13 protein-coding genes and 1 pseudogene are annotated in these 15321 nt (G+C 51.7%); 11 read left to right on the top strand and 3 right to left on the bottom strand.

Translation table 11 applies throughout. The features are described 5' to 3' along the window. The first annotated feature begins 1 nt into the window (after window position 1). The 7 genes and pseudogenes from CFI03_RS10515 (at window position 2) to CFI03_RS10485 (ending at window position 6934) form a co-directional block, all read left to right on the top strand. Complete coding sequence (locus CFI03_RS10515) at window positions 2-1360, top strand: YheC/YheD family endospore coat-associated protein (protein ID WP_248757362.1); 1359 nt, start codon at window positions 2-4, stop codon at window positions 1358-1360. A gap of 147 nt (window positions 1361-1507) precedes the next feature. Beyond that, a complete protein-coding gene (locus CFI03_RS10510; RefSeq protein WP_248757361.1) occupies window positions 1508-3622 on the top strand; it encodes a GMC family oxidoreductase in 2115 nt (704 codons plus the stop codon). Window positions 3623-3813: 191 nt separating this feature from the next. Beyond that, window positions 3814-4236, top strand: a complete 423-nt coding sequence (locus CFI03_RS10505) for a VOC family protein (RefSeq protein ID WP_248757360.1) — start codon at window positions 3814-3816, stop codon at window positions 4234-4236. After that, complete coding sequence (locus CFI03_RS10500; RefSeq protein ID WP_248757359.1) at window positions 4236-4982, top strand: RNA polymerase sigma factor; 747 nt, start codon at window positions 4236-4238, stop codon at window positions 4980-4982. Before CFI03_RS10505 ends, CFI03_RS10500 begins: the two co-directional genes overlap by 1 nt. Window positions 4983-5126: 144 nt before the next feature. Continuing rightward, window positions 5127-5237 (top strand): annotated as a pseudogene (locus CFI03_RS10495) (DinB family protein); the annotation flags it as partial. 121 nt (window positions 5238-5358) lie between these two features. Continuing rightward, the gene (locus CFI03_RS10490) at window positions 5359-5703 is read left to right on the top strand and encodes a YciI family protein (RefSeq protein WP_127495909.1); all 345 of its coding nucleotides are present in this window, start codon (window positions 5359-5361) and stop codon (window positions 5701-5703) included. A gap of 10 nt (window positions 5704-5713) precedes the next feature. Continuing rightward, window positions 5714-6934 (top strand): RNA polymerase sigma factor, encoded by a 1221-nt coding sequence (locus CFI03_RS10485; protein WP_248757358.1) that lies wholly within the window; start codon window positions 5714-5716, stop codon window positions 6932-6934. Here the strand turns inward: CFI03_RS10485 and CFI03_RS10480 are convergent. Beyond that, complete coding sequence (locus tag CFI03_RS10480) at window positions 6931-7788, bottom strand: helix-turn-helix domain-containing protein (RefSeq protein ID WP_248757357.1); 858 nt, start codon at window positions 7786-7788, stop codon at window positions 6931-6933. The genes CFI03_RS10485 and CFI03_RS10480 overlap by 4 nt on opposite strands. A gap of 83 nt (window positions 7789-7871) precedes the next feature. Between CFI03_RS10480 and CFI03_RS10475 the strand changes: the two genes are divergently transcribed. From CFI03_RS10475 to CFI03_RS10460, 4 genes are all read left to right on the top strand, one after another. Next, complete coding sequence (locus tag CFI03_RS10475) at window positions 7872-8699, top strand: phytanoyl-CoA dioxygenase family protein (protein WP_248757356.1); 828 nt, start codon at window positions 7872-7874, stop codon at window positions 8697-8699. Between the two features lie 215 nt (window positions 8700-8914). Next, the gene (locus CFI03_RS10470; RefSeq protein ID WP_248757355.1) at window positions 8915-9484 is read left to right on the top strand and encodes a hypothetical protein; all 570 of its coding nucleotides are present in this window, start codon (window positions 8915-8917) and stop codon (window positions 9482-9484) included. A 111-nt stretch (window positions 9485-9595) separates the two neighbouring features. Further along, window positions 9596-10483 carry a metallophosphoesterase family protein gene (locus CFI03_RS10465; RefSeq protein ID WP_248757354.1) on the top strand — a complete coding sequence of 296 codons (888 nt, stop codon included), beginning with the start codon at window positions 9596-9598 and terminating at the stop codon, window positions 10481-10483. A gap of 93 nt (window positions 10484-10576) precedes the next feature. Next, window positions 10577-11491, top strand: a complete 915-nt coding sequence (locus CFI03_RS10460; RefSeq protein WP_248757353.1) for an AraC family transcriptional regulator — start codon at window positions 10577-10579, stop codon at window positions 11489-11491. A gap of 44 nt (window positions 11492-11535) precedes the next feature. Here CFI03_RS10460 and CFI03_RS10455 read toward each other — a convergent pair whose 3' ends face one another. Continuing rightward, a complete protein-coding gene (locus CFI03_RS10455; protein ID WP_248757352.1) occupies window positions 11536-14631 on the bottom strand; it encodes an amidase family protein in 3096 nt (1031 codons plus the stop codon). Between the two features lie 248 nt (window positions 14632-14879). Then, window positions 14880-15242, bottom strand: a complete 363-nt coding sequence (locus CFI03_RS10450) for a DUF1304 domain-containing protein (RefSeq protein ID WP_248757351.1) — start codon at window positions 15240-15242, stop codon at window positions 14880-14882. Between the last annotated feature and the right edge of the window lie 79 nt (window positions 15243-15321).

Raw genomic sequence — 15321 nt, 5'->3', positions numbered from 1 at the left:
CATGGCGATGCGTGTTAAAAAGCTGAATCATGCGGAGAAAGACAGCTTACTCGTAAACCAAGCTTTTTTGCGGAAATTCGCAGGCAGGCCGTCCACCGTCAAGGTGCATTTCGGGGCATGGAACAGACAACTAAAGGTGAGAGTATCTCAAAGCCTGCCAAGCGATACAATCGGTATTTCATCGCAATCGCTGGGGGGATACAGCCTTCCGCCTTTGAAATATAAAGTGTTGGTCAAAGGGAATAACGTTCACATCGGTCCCGTGCTAGGGATCGTCGCGTTTAAACCCGGGGCTGCTATTACAATGGAGAAAATAAAAAAATACAATGATTACTTACGTCCCTATTCTTCGATACAGGGCTTAATCTATATTTGCCGGGCGGATGATATTTCCTTGCAAGCGAGGAAGATTCGAGGCTACTATTATTCTCCGGAAGGCGCGAAGTCCAAGTGGACTCTGGGCACTTTTCCGTATCCATCCGCTTTATATAGAAGAGCAGCATTGAATCCGCCTACTTACAAAGCCCTCAAACGGGTGCTTGGCCCGCGTCTGTTTAACGGTTATTTCCTTGGCGATCATTTCAACAAATGGAAGCTATGGAGATGGCTTTCTCCGCATCCGGCGATCCGCAAGCATTTGCCCCATACGAAAAAGCTGCAGAGCCGTAAGGATCTGGATGAAATGTTGGCCCGGTATAATGCCGTTTATCTGAAACCCACGATGGAATCTATGGCCAGGGGAATTATAAAAGCGGTTCGCAAAGGGGACGGCTATCAGTTCATTTACCCCGAAAATAACAAAAAGGCCAGTCCTTATCGAATTGTATCCAAAGGGTCTACGGAAGTTGCCGGTTTTCTAGCCAATCTCCTGCGGGAGCATCAGTATATCGTGCAGCAAGGGATCGAAATGAAACGACAAGGCAGCAGAGGCATCGACTTCAGAGTCATTATGCAGAAAAACGAACAGCTGCAGTGGTCCTGTACCGGCGTCATTGCAAGGTTCGGCAAGAAAAACGGCATTGTTACGAACTTTACCTCCGCCGGCTTTGCAAGCAAAGGTTTAAATGCGCTGCAAGGCACCTATGGGTATAGCCGAAGCCGGTCGCAGCTGACGCAAAACCGAATGATAGAGATCTGCACCAAGGCCTGCAAAATATTCGATTCCAAAGGCGGAAATTACGCCGATATTGGCGTCGATGTCATGGTGGATAAGAACGGTCATATTTATGTGCTCGAAGTGAACATTCTGCCCGATCATCATCTCGCTTTGTATGCCAAGCAAAGGGATCTCTACCTTAAGCAGGTTGCTAAGCCGTTGCTGTATGCCAACGCACTAGTCGGCTTCAAAGCCTCCAAATAATGCAAGAGCGCGGTAGATCATACCGTTGCTCTTTTTTTATGCGGCGAAGTCACTAGGAGGTCGAAAATGATAGGGAAAACTTTTTTGCAAATTACTAGCCTGACAGCTTATGATAAAAGTAGCTAGAAACAGGGAGGGATTAGGAAAATGAGTCAAGATCAATTGCATTTAGATGCTCTTTTGAAAGCGGTTACGGACCGGTTGATTCCAGCGGATGACTGGCAGTCGGCAAGCGATGCGGGAGTCTTAACCTATTTGGAGCGTTATGCCGGGCAAGACGCTGCAGCCTGGGCAAAGGTGATTGAACCCGGGCTCCGCTCTTTGCAAGAGGAAGCCAAGAGGCTTCATGGGAAGCCGTTTTCCGAATTGCCTGCCGGTGAGCAAGATCAACTGCTGCAAGAAGCGGAATCTGATGCCTACCGGGATTGGCCTGTTTCGTCGAAGCTATTTTTCGATACGTTATTGAATCTAACAGCTGAAGGTTATTACGGAACTCCGGAAGCTGGAGGGAATAGAGAAGGAAAGTCGTGGGAGATGATAGGCTTTCGTCCGGGCCCCGCGGCAGAGGCGATAACGCCAGCTCCGGAGGCAGACTTCCCGCATAAAACGCTGGAGCAGCTGCGCGACCGATACGATGCGGTAGTAATCGGGGCCGGTGCCGGGGGCTCGGTTGCTGCCGCTGTCCTGGCCGAGTCCGGCATGCAGGTGCTTGTTGTCGAGCGCGGAAGCTGGCTGAAATACGATCAGGTTGGCAGGGATCACCTGCGGAATCACCGGATCAGCAAATACGGGCATAACACGGGTCCGGATGTGGAAGGCAACCCCCGCACGTTTGCCATGGCGGACGGCAGCGAGCGAATAACGCTGCCTATTGATGGCGATTACCACAATAATGCAATGACGGTTGGCGGAGGAACGAGGGTTTACGGGGCGCAGGCGTGGCGGTTTCATACGGAAGACTTCCGTATGGCAAGCCGTTACGGAATACCGGAAGGCAGCTCGCTCGCCGACTGGCCGATCACTTACGAGGATCTTGAGCCTTATTACCAGCGCGCGGAATGGGAGGTTGGCGTATCCGGCGACGGTGGTGCCCATCCCGGCAGAGGCAAGCGTTACGGTCCTTATCCTATGCCGGCAATGCCTATGACGCTGGAAGCCGAACGGTTAGCCCGTGCCGCACAAAAGCTAGGCTGGCACTCCGGCGCCGTACCGCTTCTTATTAACTCCGTTGAAAGGGATGGCCGGCAGGCTTGCGGCAGATGCGGTCAATGCGTGGGTTTTGCCTGCCCGACAAACAGCAAGAACGGCGGGCATAACACGATGCTGGTAAGAGCGATAGCGACGGGGAATTGCGATCTGATCTGCGATGCTTTTGCCGAGTACATAGATACCGATGGAGGAAAACATGCGACCGGAGTCCGTCTCGTGCAGGAATGGAACGGTTCGGTCCAACGTCGGCAAATTCAGGCAGGCCATGTGGTTGTTGCCGCGGGAGCGATCGAGAGCGCGCGGCTCCTGCTTAACTCCGCAAGTAATTCAGAGCCGGACGGAATCGGCAACCGGTATGGACAAGTCGGCAGAAACCTGCAGGGTCATGTGTATTCCGGCGCTTACGGGATTTTTGACGAGGTAGTTCAAGACGGCCTTGGTCCAGGGGTCAGCATAGCGACTTTCAACACGGAACATAGCCATTTGGGGATTATCGGCGGGGGGCTGCTCGCCAACGAGTTCACCCGGCTGCCTCTTATCCATTGGTATCGGGCGCTTTCGCCGAATGCGGCGAGATGGGGGTTAAAGGGCAAGGAAACGATGCGCGATACCTTCCTGCGAACGAGCCAGATTCAGGGGCCCATTCAGGAGATTCCTAACCCGGAATCCAGGGTGCAGCTGTCGAAGTCGGTGAAGGATCGTTTCGGCATACCTGTTGCGTTCCTGTCCGGCAGCGTTCACCCCGAGTCCCTTCGAGCTGCGGCTGTGCTGGGAGGGCAGGCAGAAAAGTGGCTGTGGGCAGCCGGGGCGCGTGAAGTGTGGCAGACGAAGCCGGGCGGCGGCTTAAGCGCAGGACAGCATCAGGCGGGTACACTTCGCATGGGGAACGATCCCGAGACATCCGTCACCGATCCGTCCGGCCGCGTGCACGGTTACGACAATCTGTGGGTGAGCGATGGGTCCGTTCACGTGACGAACGGCGGCGTTAATCCGGTGCTGACGATTATGGCGTTGGCCTTCCGCACGGCGGATAACCTGGTGAAGCTGAGCTAGAGGCCGGACGTCCGAGCCGTGTAAAAGCCGTTCGCACATATGATTGGGCTGTAACAGGCTGCGTGTGCAGCAGTTTGTTGCGGCCCTTTTATGTGGAAAAAATAAATCGGACGCTTTTTGCTTACCCGTATCTTTTTATGGATTTTTATCGTTAATAGTTTGAAAATTAGGATAAAGGAGCTGACTGATCTATGGAAAAAATCGTCGCATTTGTATCCGGCATATTTATTCCGGTAACCGATATTGGGCGTTCAGCGGAATGGTACATTCGAATGTTCGGTGTGGAAGCGATTGAAAGGACCGATTATAGAGTCGGACTTGCGTTCCCTAACAGTCAAACATTGGTGTTGTTATGGAAAGTGGAAAAACCGCAGCCGGTCCAATTTGATTCGGGTAAAGCTATGATGCCCTATTACAATTTCACTTCTTACGATATAAACCTTTCGTATGAACAGCTTAAGGCCAAGGGGGCGAGGCTAAGCGAAATCCACGAAGAGGATGGATACCGGTTTTTTGAAGCTTTTGATCCCGATGAGAATCCCTTAAGCGTCGTGGAAGAGACGGGGCAGACGCCGTATTTTACTCACAAAGACAACTTAAGGAATCAGCGATAGTGCCGCAAGGGAATCATTCGGACTCAGGCTACGAGATGTTTGCGGTAATGACGTTACCGCTGCAAAACGATCTGAGAAGGTATTGTCTGGCTAAGTCCGGCTCGGCTTGGGATGCCGATGATCTGCTGCAGGAATCGCTTATTAAAGCCTATCGTTGGCATACTCGCTTTCCGGAGAGGGAGATTACGAAGCCATTTCTGTTTCGAATTGCCTCCAACGCATGGATAGATATTTGCCGCAGCCGTAAATTGCAGCCGCAAGCCGGGCAGCTCGATGCGCATCAAATCGCTTCCTATGATGAATGGAGCAGGTGGGATGTGCGTGAGGCGCTTGAACTGTTATCCGATCGGCTAGAACCAAGGCAAGTCGTTCTTGTTTTGCTGATCGACGTGTTCCACTTTACCGCGAAGGAAACGGGACAACTGTTCGGACAATCCGAGGGTTCGGTGAAGGCTGCTCTGAAGCGGGCGAGGACGAGGCTGAGGACGGCGGTTGAGCGACATCCTGAATTTTGGGATGATTCGGTGATTACGACTCCGCGCCGCGGGCTTAGCATGGAGGTATTCGAAGCGTTGGTGGACGGTTTTCGCCGTGCGGATCCCTACGCGATATTCCTTTCGTACCAGAGGATGATAAACGATGGCGCTGCGGTGGACCGGATTCAATTGCGCGGAATTATCCTTTATTTTACGATCATCGACCCAGATGGCAATGAATTGACGATAACGGAGAAGTTGAAAGGGTAAGACAAACCGTATCATTCGAAATCCAAGGAGTGACTGCGTTGTTGGAAATACTGCGGCAGCAATACGATTGGATCAGCTCCGTTAGACAATCCCCAAAAATTACATCAGGTGCTTCCCGATTTTGGGCGCGGAACGATTATTCGAACCCATGTGGAGACACATGAGTTTCATCACAAGGGTCAAATCGTATCGATGGCAAGATATTTGGGCTTCCCTCCTCCAGCCGATGATCGTTTGGGCGGGCTTTTCGTCTGAATAACAATAGGAAAATTTGCAATTATGACGAAATTATTTTACAGGACTTGTAGAAATCCGCATTCCGAAATCGACATAAAGATGTAAGTCAAATAAGTGATCGATGAGAGGAGCTTGAAGCATGCATTTTACGCTGATGTTTTTTGAAAGTACGGAGGATTTCGCCGCTCGCAAGGACCCTGAGAAACAACAGGAGTATTTGGCAGGCTGGTCGCATTATGTTCATGCGCTGCGTGATTCCGGGGTTGTTGTTACCGGGTTTGGCCTGCATGCGCCAGATACGGCTGCGACGTTACGGCGAAATGACGGAACCATTTTTGTACAGGACGGCCCCTTTACCGAAACGAAAGAACAGCTTGGCGGATTATTCGTTATCGACGTGCCTGACTTGGATGCGGCGCTGGAGTGGGCGGCCCGCGCTCCCGTGAACGCCGTGGAAGTAAGACAAAATCTCCCGGCTATGTAACAGGAGCGAGATGGATACTTATCGGACAATCGAAAATACCGTTCGCGACTCTTATGGCCGCATCCTTTCCTATCTAGCCGCTAACTGGCGTGATCTGGAGGCGGTTGAAGATGCGCTTGCGGATGCCCTCGTCACCGCTTTGGAATCGTGGCCGAAGAAGGGGATTCCGGACAAACCGGAGGCTTGGCTGCTTATGGTGGCTAAGCGGCGTCTTATGGACCGCCTCCGTCGTGAGCGCGTTTCCGAAAAAGCCTATTCGGCTCTGATCGCCATGTCGGAGGAAGCGGAGCATATGGATTCCGCAGCCTTTCCTGATGACCGGCTGAAAATGCTGTTCTTGTGCTCGCATCCCGAGATCGATCCGTCGATTCACACGCCGTTAATGCTGCAGCTCGTGCTTGGCATCGACGCATCCCGCATCGCGTCCGCATTCGTAGTGAAGCCCTCCACGATGGGTCAGCGGCTTACGCGCGCCAAGGCAAAAATTCGAAGCGACCGTCTGACCTTCACCATGCCTGACGTTGAAGAATGGCCAAAACGCTTGGATGCCGTGCTGGATGCCATCTATGCGGCGTATGGCAGCGGTTGGGATGATCTTGCGGGAGTCGATTCGAGACGCAGAGGGTTAGTGGATGAGGCCATTTATTTGGGAAAACTCCTTGCCGCTTATATGCCGGATGAACCCGAAGCGCAGGGGCTTCTTGCGCTCATGCTGCATTGCGAAGCGCGGCAAAGAGCCCGCCGCGACGATTCAGGACACTACATTCCGCTAAGCGAGCAGGATACATCGCGCTGGTCCGCCCCGTTGATAACGGAGGCAGAAAAATGTCTGCATAAAGCCGCGCGATCCGGCCGAATTGGACGATTTCAGCTGATGGCCGCTATTCAGTCCGTTCATGCCCAGCGGGCAAGGACCGGACGTACGGAATGGAAGGAAATTGCCTTGCTATATGAGGGGTTAAGCCAACTGAGCCCAACTCTCGGGATTCTGGTAGGACGCGCGGCTGCTGTTGCGGAGGCATACGGTCCAAAGGAAGGATTGGCTCTTCTAGAAGCGATACCTCAAGCGAACAGGGACAGCTACCAGCCTTATTGGGCGCTGTCCGCCCATTTGCTCAGGTTAACGGAGAATCTTGAGGAAGCACGGACAGCTTACAGCCGCGCGATTGGCCTTTGCGAGGACCGTTCCGTAAAACAGTTCCTGCATCAACGCGCAATGGAGATCTGTTAATCCGCAAACGGTGCACCCTGCCGGTAAGCCCGGGGAGACAGGCCGTATCTTTTCTTAAACAGCTTGGAGAAATAAAATTCATCATAGAACTGCAGGGCGGCGGCAATTTCTTTCACCGATGCTTGGGTTGTCTCGAGCGATGTCTTGGCCGCGGCCAGCTTCAGCTCCTGCATGTATTGGTTGGGGGACATACCCGTTCTCTCGCGGAAGCGGGTGAAGAAGGCAGTGCGCGACAAGCCGCTTTGCCGAATCCATTCCTCTGTCGGGAAGGGCTGTCCAATCGTTTGGTGCATGCGGTACAAAATATCGTCTAATTCGGGATGTCTGCCGGAGCGGTCGGCATTCCGTTCCCTGGCGAATAGCAGCAGAAGCTCCTGCATGGCCAGATGGGAGTCGTAAGCATAGCCGGCAGGCTTCATAATGAGATTGTTAATCAGCCGCTCGTTTATTCGGGCGGCTTCCGCCATTTTGGCGGTGGATACGGGAATGCCTACAGGAAGGTTTAATCCCAAGGCCATGTCCAGCGAATCGAATTCCAGAAAATAAAACTTCCAATTCCCATTGAGACATCGGTATGCGGTCGGGATATCCGGCGGTACGATTATATAGGTTCCGGCATCCAGTTCATGCTGCTCGCTTCCCAGCGTAATTACGCCTTTGCCTTCCCAGGTAGCGAATAAGCCGGGGGAAGAGAAGCCGGCGGGTTTGGCGACTTGATAAGCGTTGTTCGCTTGTACCTTCCATATTAACTGAAACCGGCAGGGAGGCGGAAGCGGATGCTCTTCAAGCTCGTAGGGGATATTCATAAAGGACATGGCAAGCCTTCCTTTCGAGAATTTAGTACGATTATACATGTTTTCGCAAATGACCTCCATGGTATAGATAGAGGGTCCGGCTCTACAATGAAGCTACTATCCGATTAAGGAGTGGTTGGTGGATGCTGCTAAAAGTAGGAAGCCGGGAGCTAGAGCTTGGAGGGCCTCATTTAACGGAACTGAGAGATTCGAATGAGCTATTGCATGATGCTGACGCATTAAGGGAGCGGCTTGCGGAGGACGGTTATTTGCTGCTTCGGGACTTTCATAATCGAGAGCAAGTGTTGAAGGCGCGCCATGCCATCCTGGAGAAAATGGACAAGATGGGCAAGCTGGACCGGGATACGCTGCTGGAGGAAGGCGTAATGGCCGACGGCAGCAAAACTATTTTCATGGGAGGCACTAACGAAGATTTGCCGGAACTGCTCAGCGTGCTGAATGGCGAGCATATAATGGGCTTTTTTGACGAGCTGCTGGGGGAACGATCGCTGACGTACCATTACAAGTGGCTTCGCGCCGTTGGACAAGGAGATTTTACCGGTGCGCATTACGATATTGTGTATATGGGGCGCGGCACGCATAACCTCTACACCGTATGGTCGCCTCTTGGCGATATCGATTACGCCATGGGAGGTCTTGCGATTTGCCTGGATTCCCACCATTTCGAGGAGCTGAAGAAGTCTTACGGCTCCAAGGATTCGGACCGCGATCCCGGCATCGGGCACTATACGGATGATCCGCTAGCCATTACGGAGAAATTTGGAGGCAAATGGGCTACGGCCGAGTATCGCGCGGGGGATGTATTGATTTTTGGCATGTTCCTCATGCATTGCTCGCTAGCCAATACGACGAACCAATATCGGCTCAGCGTGGATACGCGGTACCAGTCGAGCTTGGAAAAGGTTGACGAACGGTGGAGCGGCAAGAAGCCGCGCGGCCACTTTAAATAGAAAGCACCTGATAAAAACATCGCCGTGCAGCCAAAGGCTCCGGCGATGTTTTTTTGCGCTGCGAAAGAAACAAGGGTTTCATCAGTCCTTGTAAGAATTATAGATAAGATCAATTTAGTAAATATTTTACATAAAAAAATAGAGTGCGCGGTCACATTCTTGGATTTGGGGTTGTTATACAGGCATCGGGGCCCCGAACCGGGAAAGGAGTTCATATGGACGTTAACGAATCTATGGAGCCGCTTAGCGCGGAACGAATTGAGAAACTCGTCAAAGCCGTGCAAGCCGGACAAGTCGAACCGTATCGCGCGATTGTGCTGCATTTTCAGAGAAGGCTTCAGGTAGCGGATGCCAAGCTTACAAAGGTGGAATTGTCTCCTTACCTTGGTCACCCGAATGTTTTAGAACCCGAAAAGTGGGTGGAAGCCAGCGAGTCCAGATCGGGTTATCCTTATGCGTACTATAAATTCAAACCGGACGACCAGGCATACATGGAAGATGCCGTCCTTAGTCTGACTTATCGGAAAGGGGATTCGACGTTTAGGCTTAGCGGCACTTATGGTGAATTTACATCGGTAACCGTCTTCGATAAGAACCCTTCGGCTGAACGCATTCACGAGGTTTCAGGTATACCTATCTATCATACCAATGGTCAAGATACGCCTTATCTAACCTGGCTTGAGCCGGTTGGCGACGGAGAATTAATGTACTGGCTTAATAGTAATGCGGATCTAAAGCAGCAATTGAAATTCGCGGAAGCGGTTATTAAGGCCGCTAAACATTAGGGTGGTTGCTGAATTAATGCTGGAGCAGAGCATTATTTTTCAAGGAATATTATGGGTTAATGGATAAGTAATAAGAGGGAAGAACAATATCTTCATTAGGAGGCTTATGCGATGGGAAGGCAATTGGCATTTCGCGAGGACGGAACATTTAAGATCATTCAGTTTACGGATATTCACGTGTATGACGGTCTAGGGGAAGCGGATATCCGTTCACTTGCGCTAATCAAGAACCTGATTGAATCCGAGAAGCCGGATCTGATTGTTTTCACGGGAGACGTTATTTATGCCGACAATGAAACAGGCGATCTAAGAGGGGGATTCCGGAAAACGGTGCAGATCGCCGACCAATCCGGTATTCCGTTCGCCGTTATTTACGGCAATCACGATGCGGAAAGAAATGTAAAGAAACCGGAGCTGCAAAAGATTTTATCCGAATACGGCAATTGCATTAGCGAGGCCGGTCCGGAGGATATCGGCGGCATAGGCAATTATACGGCAACGGTCAAAAGCTCTTCGTCGGACAGCGATGCCGCCGTTCTTTATTTCATGGATTCGGGCGAATATGCGGATGCAAGCATCGGCGGATACGCATGGATTCAGCCTAGTCAGGTTCAATGGTACAGAGAACAGTCCTGCCAGCTTGCCGAGAAAAATAACGCCGTGCTGCCTGGCCTTGCCTTCCTTCATATCCCTCTTCCCGAATACAACGAAGTATGGGAATCCGGCGGGGCAGAAGGTACAAAAGGAGAGCAAGTGTGCTGCTCCAAGGTCAACAGCGGTTTGTTCGCCGCCCTGTTGGAAAGAGGAGATGTGATGGGGGTATTTGCGGGGCATGATCATAATAATGATTATATCGGTACGCTTCATGGCATCACGCTTGCATATGGACGCGCTACCGGCTACAACACTTACGGCGATTTGAAGCGCGGCGCCAGAATCATTACCCTCATTGAGGGAGAGCGCCGGTTCGATACTTCTATTAAAGAAGATGCAATCTGATGGTTAAAAAGGACAATCTGTCATTTTATTGCATGAATTGTCAGGCTGCTTGAACATCGCGGTGTTATGCTCCTTACGAAAGGAGGGATCGAGATGGATTGGCTTCAGCGCATGAATCTGGCTATCGAATACATTGAAGATAACCTGGAGCACGAAATCAATTACGAACAGATAGCTAGAATTGCCTTATGCTCCGTCTATCAATTTCAGCGTATGTTTTCGTTTGTGCTTGAGATGCCTTTATCCGAATATATAAGGCGAAGACGGCTGACGCTTGCAGCTTTTGATTTGCAAGACAGGAAGAACAAAGTAACGGATATCGCCTTGAAATACGGTTATGAAACGCCTGAATCCTTCTCTCGGGCATTCCAGAATCTGCACGGACTGACGCCTACTGCGGCCCGGCAGGCGGGTAGACCGTTGAAAGCATACCCTCGTCTCTCCTTTCAAATTATTCTCAAGGGAGTTGCCGAGATGAATTATCGAATTGAGGAACGGGAAGCTTTTCAAGTGTATGGACTGGAAGATATATACGGCATGGACAATATCGCGAATCAAGACGGAGTAACGATCCCGGAAGTCTGGCAAAACATTTCAAAGAATGGCGAGTTTGACCGGCTGTTTCATTCCTTAGCCGGAGATTGGCGGGCTGAAGGCCATTTCGGCACAGAGCTTGGAGAGGTCTTTGCATTTGATTCCTACAGGTTCACAAGCAATACCACTTTTCCTTATTTAATCGGATGTTATAAATCAGCTGGAAGCAGGATAGACGGGTATACGGTTATTAATGTTCCGGCATCTACTTGGGCGGTATTCTCCACATTAAATGATGGAAACGGGAGCGGGAATTACGATTTGCGTTCGCTTAAAAACCGTATATTCTCCGAATGGCTGCAAACGTCCAAGTACACGATCATGGATGGAGGCAACTTCGAGATGTACTGCACTCATCAGGGTGGTGACGAGTATTGTGAATTATGGTATCGAATCGAGGAAAAGAAAGAATAAAGAAACGGACGGACGCTTGCTGGCGTCCGTCCGTTTCTGTGTTATTAGCTTTGAAGAACCCGGGTAATCATGGTTGCGAATTCCGCTCTGGTTATTGCGGAGTCGGGGCGGAAGGTGCCGTCGGCATACCCGGTAACGATCTTGTTGGCCATAAGGGCTTCTATATAGGTATGCGCCCAATTGCCTGCCTGCACATCAGAGAAGGCAGTGGTGCTGCTGCCGCTGAGCTGGAAGGCTCTGGCTACGAGGGCGGCCATTTCTGCCCGGTTAAGCTTATCGTCCGGGCGGAATTTCCCGTCGGCATAACCGTTCATGAGTCCGGACTTCTGAGCGGCTCCGATGTAGCCGGCAGCCCAATGCGTGCTAGGCACGTCCGAGAAGCTGCTTGCCTGCGATTGAAGTCCAAGCTGTATCGCCAGCACCTTTAAGGCCTCTGCACGAGTAATCCCAAGGTCCGGGCGGAAGGTCCCGTCCGGGTAACCGGCCAATAATCCCTTCTTGACCAGGAAGTCGATGCTTGCCTTCGCCCAATGTCCTTCTGTGTCGGCGAACGAAACAGGATCCTCGCCCGGTGTTTCATTGCCTCCCGGAGGCGTTCCGTTATTATTGCCCGGAGGCGTTGTTGTTGGCGGCATTGTTGGCGGCGTATAGCTCAGCGCTGGCGCGAAGGCGGTTACGCTACGAGCTAAAGTATGCTGCTCCAGGGCGTAGCCCATGGCCAGAACGTTCGCGTCATCCCACGCTTTGCCGACCAACTGCATGGAAATCGAATAGCCATTCGGGTTCTTGCCTACGGGTACTACGACCGTCGGCAGTCCAACGTTGGAGGTAAGTACGCCGGTGCCTCTGTCTGAGCTTAGCTGAGCGGCGGCACTGTCGTTGTTATACATATCGCTGATAAAGCCTGCATACACAACGCTGTCCACATCGTATTGATCCATCCAGTCCGCGATAATCTTCTTGTAGTTCGTTCTGTAAGCGAGGTACGCCTGTACTTGGCTTTCGGTCATTCGCGGACGTACCTGCAAGCTTGATTGATTGTATAAGAGCAGCTTTGGCGAGGCGAGCAGCTCGTCGCCCGTGGCGTAAGGGAAATCCGGGTTAAGCTCGATGTAGCGTGCCCAGCCCTCGGAGCCGGCATTGCCCGCGGGTCTTGTGCCGCCTCCCGGAGGCGCGCTCATCTCCACCATGGTAGCTCCTGCATCCACCAGGTCTTCGAAGTGCTGCATGACAGCTTGTCCCGTGCCGTCGTCGGCGTATGAGGACACGAACGAAGAAGGAATATAGCCGATTCGCTTGCCTTGCAGGGCGTTGCGGTCTAGAGCCTTCGTCCAGTCGCTAGGTTTTTTGGCATCTGCCTCTTGCGTCAGCATATCCTGCGGGTCGGTGCCGGTTGTTGCGTTAAGGATATAAGAGAGGTCGGTGACGGTACGGGCAATAGGTCCGGCATAGTCCTGTCCCCATGTCAGCGGCATTACGCCGCGCGTGCTTGCCATGCCGTCCGTTCCGCGGAAGGCTGCCAGGCTGGCGCCCGTAGACGGCGCGTACAGCGATACGCCGGTCTGCGTGCCCATGGCAGCTGCCGCAAAGCTTGCAGCGACAGATACTGCGGGGCCTCCGCTGGAACCAAACGAAGTTTTGGATGGATAGAGCGCATTCCAGGTTTGCATCCAGCCGCTTTCGCTAAAGCTTCCGCTGTTGGCAAACTCCGATGTGTTAGCTTTGCCGATGATGATGGCTCCTGCTTCTCTCAGCTTCTGAATCTGGTAAGCGTCCGATTTAGGCTGCCAGCCTTCCAACGCTTTGGAGCCGCCGGTGGTTGGCATATCCTTGGTATCATAGATATCCTTGACGGCAATCGGAATGCCAAGCAATTGGCCTGTCTTGCCTTCTTTGCGAGCCTGATCCGCTGCCTTGGCCTGTTGAATGGCCGTTTCAGAGACGTGAAGGAAGGAGTGGAAGCCGAGCTGTCCGAGATCATAAGCGTTAATACGATCCAGATAAGCTCTTGTGATCGCTTCGGAGGTCGTGATGCCTTTCTCCATATCGGACTGCATTTGCTCAATGCTTTTGTTAATGACATCGTAATTGGAGGTCGTTACGGCAGGAGCTGCAGCAGGAGCTGCCGGAATGTCGAGACGCATGACATCCGCGCAAGCGGCAGCATCAAATCCAGGGAGACTGGACAGATCCCAGTTGCTGAGCGTACATACTTCCGCGGGGGTTAAGTGGGTGAGATCGGGATTTTCCGTCATTTGATCGAGCGAATCCGCGGCTTGGGTTAGTCCGGTCTCGCCTGTTTCTCCGGCAAGAACGTATCTGGCCAGCGATTTGGTATGGCCGGGTTCGATTGTGAGCTTATGAATGAAGCCGTAGAAGTTCGCATCATTGCCGGAGGTTGCCAGCGGGGTGGTGAAAGGGTTCTGCTGCTGATCGCCGGTGCCTTGCAGCGCTCCTTCAAACGGAGCGGGGGAACCAAGAATGACGCCGATTGGGCGGTCTGCTGCTCTGCTTGTGCCTATTAAAGCCCATGAATCGTCTGCTGCGATGGCTGTGTCGCCGTTAGAGGTCGTTTTTACGGCCCCGTAATTTTGGCCGGTGCCGTAGCCGAGCGATCCGCCGAAGGATACATTGACGGTTACGGGAGCGTTGGTTGTGTTGGTGAAGGTATCGAAGAAACGAACGCTATTGCTTGCGCTGTTCAGGTAAACATCGCGTGTAATGAGGACGTCGCCAAGATTGACGGACTGCGTAGTGTCGAAGGTGTCGCTGCCGTCGAATTCAAGCCCGAAGCCTCTCATTAATTGACCGTTCATCCGGGGCGACGGCGAGGTGGATACCTGGACGAAAATATTGCCAAACCCTTGTATAGGCGTGTTGCTCGCTCTGCGGATGCTGCCTGTGTCCAGGTTAGGCGCGAATGAATCGTGAATCTCCCAATCTATTCCGCCTGCGGATGTCAGTTTAGTTAACGCATAGGCGTTATTGGATGGAATAACTCCCGCGAAAACCATGGAAAGCGCGAGGGTTGCCGCGATAGCGTACTTTTTGCCCCAAGCGCGTTTCGATCCCCGGGGAGTCTCGCGATCGGAGGTAGATTGTCGTTTGTCTTGCGATTGATGACTTTTGCTTTTGAACAATTTTATGCAACTCCTTCCATATGAACTCGATAGAGATTCTATCACCATGTTAATAGAGCGTCAATTATTCTGACGCAGATTCATATAAAAGTAAAATTTTTAAATAAATCATATATATTCTCTGTAAAGTTTGTTATGTATTCTTACATTATATTTACTGTAACCTTATTATAAAGAGTAAGAAATCAAGATAAAAAATGGCCGCGGAGATAGACTCCGCAGCCATTTTTATTCCTCTTGGAAAAATACTAGGTTAAAAGCACGGCGATCAGCGCGATTAATGCCGGCAGACCTTGAACGAGAAGAATCGAACGTTTTGCCGTAAGGCCTCCGTAGACCGCCGCAACAAGTACGCAGATCAGGAAAAATAGCTGGATCTGATGCCCTGTGGAGGCATCCGGATGAACAAGCCCCCAGAACAGACCCGCGGCCAAGAAGCCGTTGTACAGTCCTTGGTTGGCGGCAAGCGACTTAGTTGCTTCCGCAAATGCCTTGTCGGTTCCGAAGGCTTTCCTCGCTCTTGGACTCGTCCACAGAAACATCTCGAGGATCAGGATATACACATGTTCAATCGCAACAATCGCCGTTAGGATGACGGAGACAATAAGCATAGGAATCGGACGCTCCTTTTTGGATAAATTGCATGCAATTTGTTCGACATGATTATACATGAAAAGTTCTTATGATATA

This window comes from Paenibacillus sp. ATY16, from assembly GCF_003399985.2.
Classification (GTDB): domain Bacteria; phylum Bacillota; class Bacilli; order Paenibacillales; family Paenibacillaceae; genus Pristimantibacillus; species Pristimantibacillus glycanilyticus.
This window is presented reverse-complemented; position numbering and strand designations above follow the sequence as displayed.

Bases quoted from the DNA above. Each gene is read 5' to 3' on its own strand.
- CFI03_RS10460 (WP_248757353.1), top strand. From the start codon at position 10,577: ATGGATTGGCTTCAGCGCATGAATCTGGCTATCGAATACATTGAAGAT.
- CFI03_RS10480 (WP_248757357.1), bottom strand. From the start codon at position 7,788: ATGTATAATCGTACTAAATTCTCGAAAGGAAGGCTTGCCATGTCCTTT.
- CFI03_RS10485 (WP_248757358.1), top strand. From the start codon at position 5,714: ATGGATACTTATCGGACAATCGAAAATACCGTTCGCGACTCTTATGGC.
- CFI03_RS10470 (WP_248757355.1), top strand. From the start codon at position 8,915: ATGGACGTTAACGAATCTATGGAGCCGCTTAGCGCGGAACGAATTGAG.
- CFI03_RS10505 (WP_248757360.1), top strand. From the start codon at position 3,814: ATGGAAAAAATCGTCGCATTTGTATCCGGCATATTTATTCCGGTAACC.
- CFI03_RS10465 (WP_248757354.1), top strand. From the start codon at position 9,596: ATGGGAAGGCAATTGGCATTTCGCGAGGACGGAACATTTAAGATCATT.
- CFI03_RS10450 (WP_248757351.1), bottom strand. From the start codon at position 15,242: ATGCTTATTGTCTCCGTCATCCTAACGGCGATTGTTGCGATTGAACAT.
- CFI03_RS10475 (WP_248757356.1), top strand. From the start codon at position 7,872: ATGCTGCTAAAAGTAGGAAGCCGGGAGCTAGAGCTTGGAGGGCCTCAT.
- CFI03_RS10510 (WP_248757361.1), top strand. From the start codon at position 1,508: ATGAGTCAAGATCAATTGCATTTAGATGCTCTTTTGAAAGCGGTTACG.
- CFI03_RS10490 (WP_127495909.1), top strand. From the start codon at position 5,359: ATGCATTTTACGCTGATGTTTTTTGAAAGTACGGAGGATTTCGCCGCT.
- CFI03_RS10515 (WP_248757362.1), top strand. From the start codon at position 2: ATGGCGATGCGTGTTAAAAAGCTGAATCATGCGGAGAAAGACAGCTTA.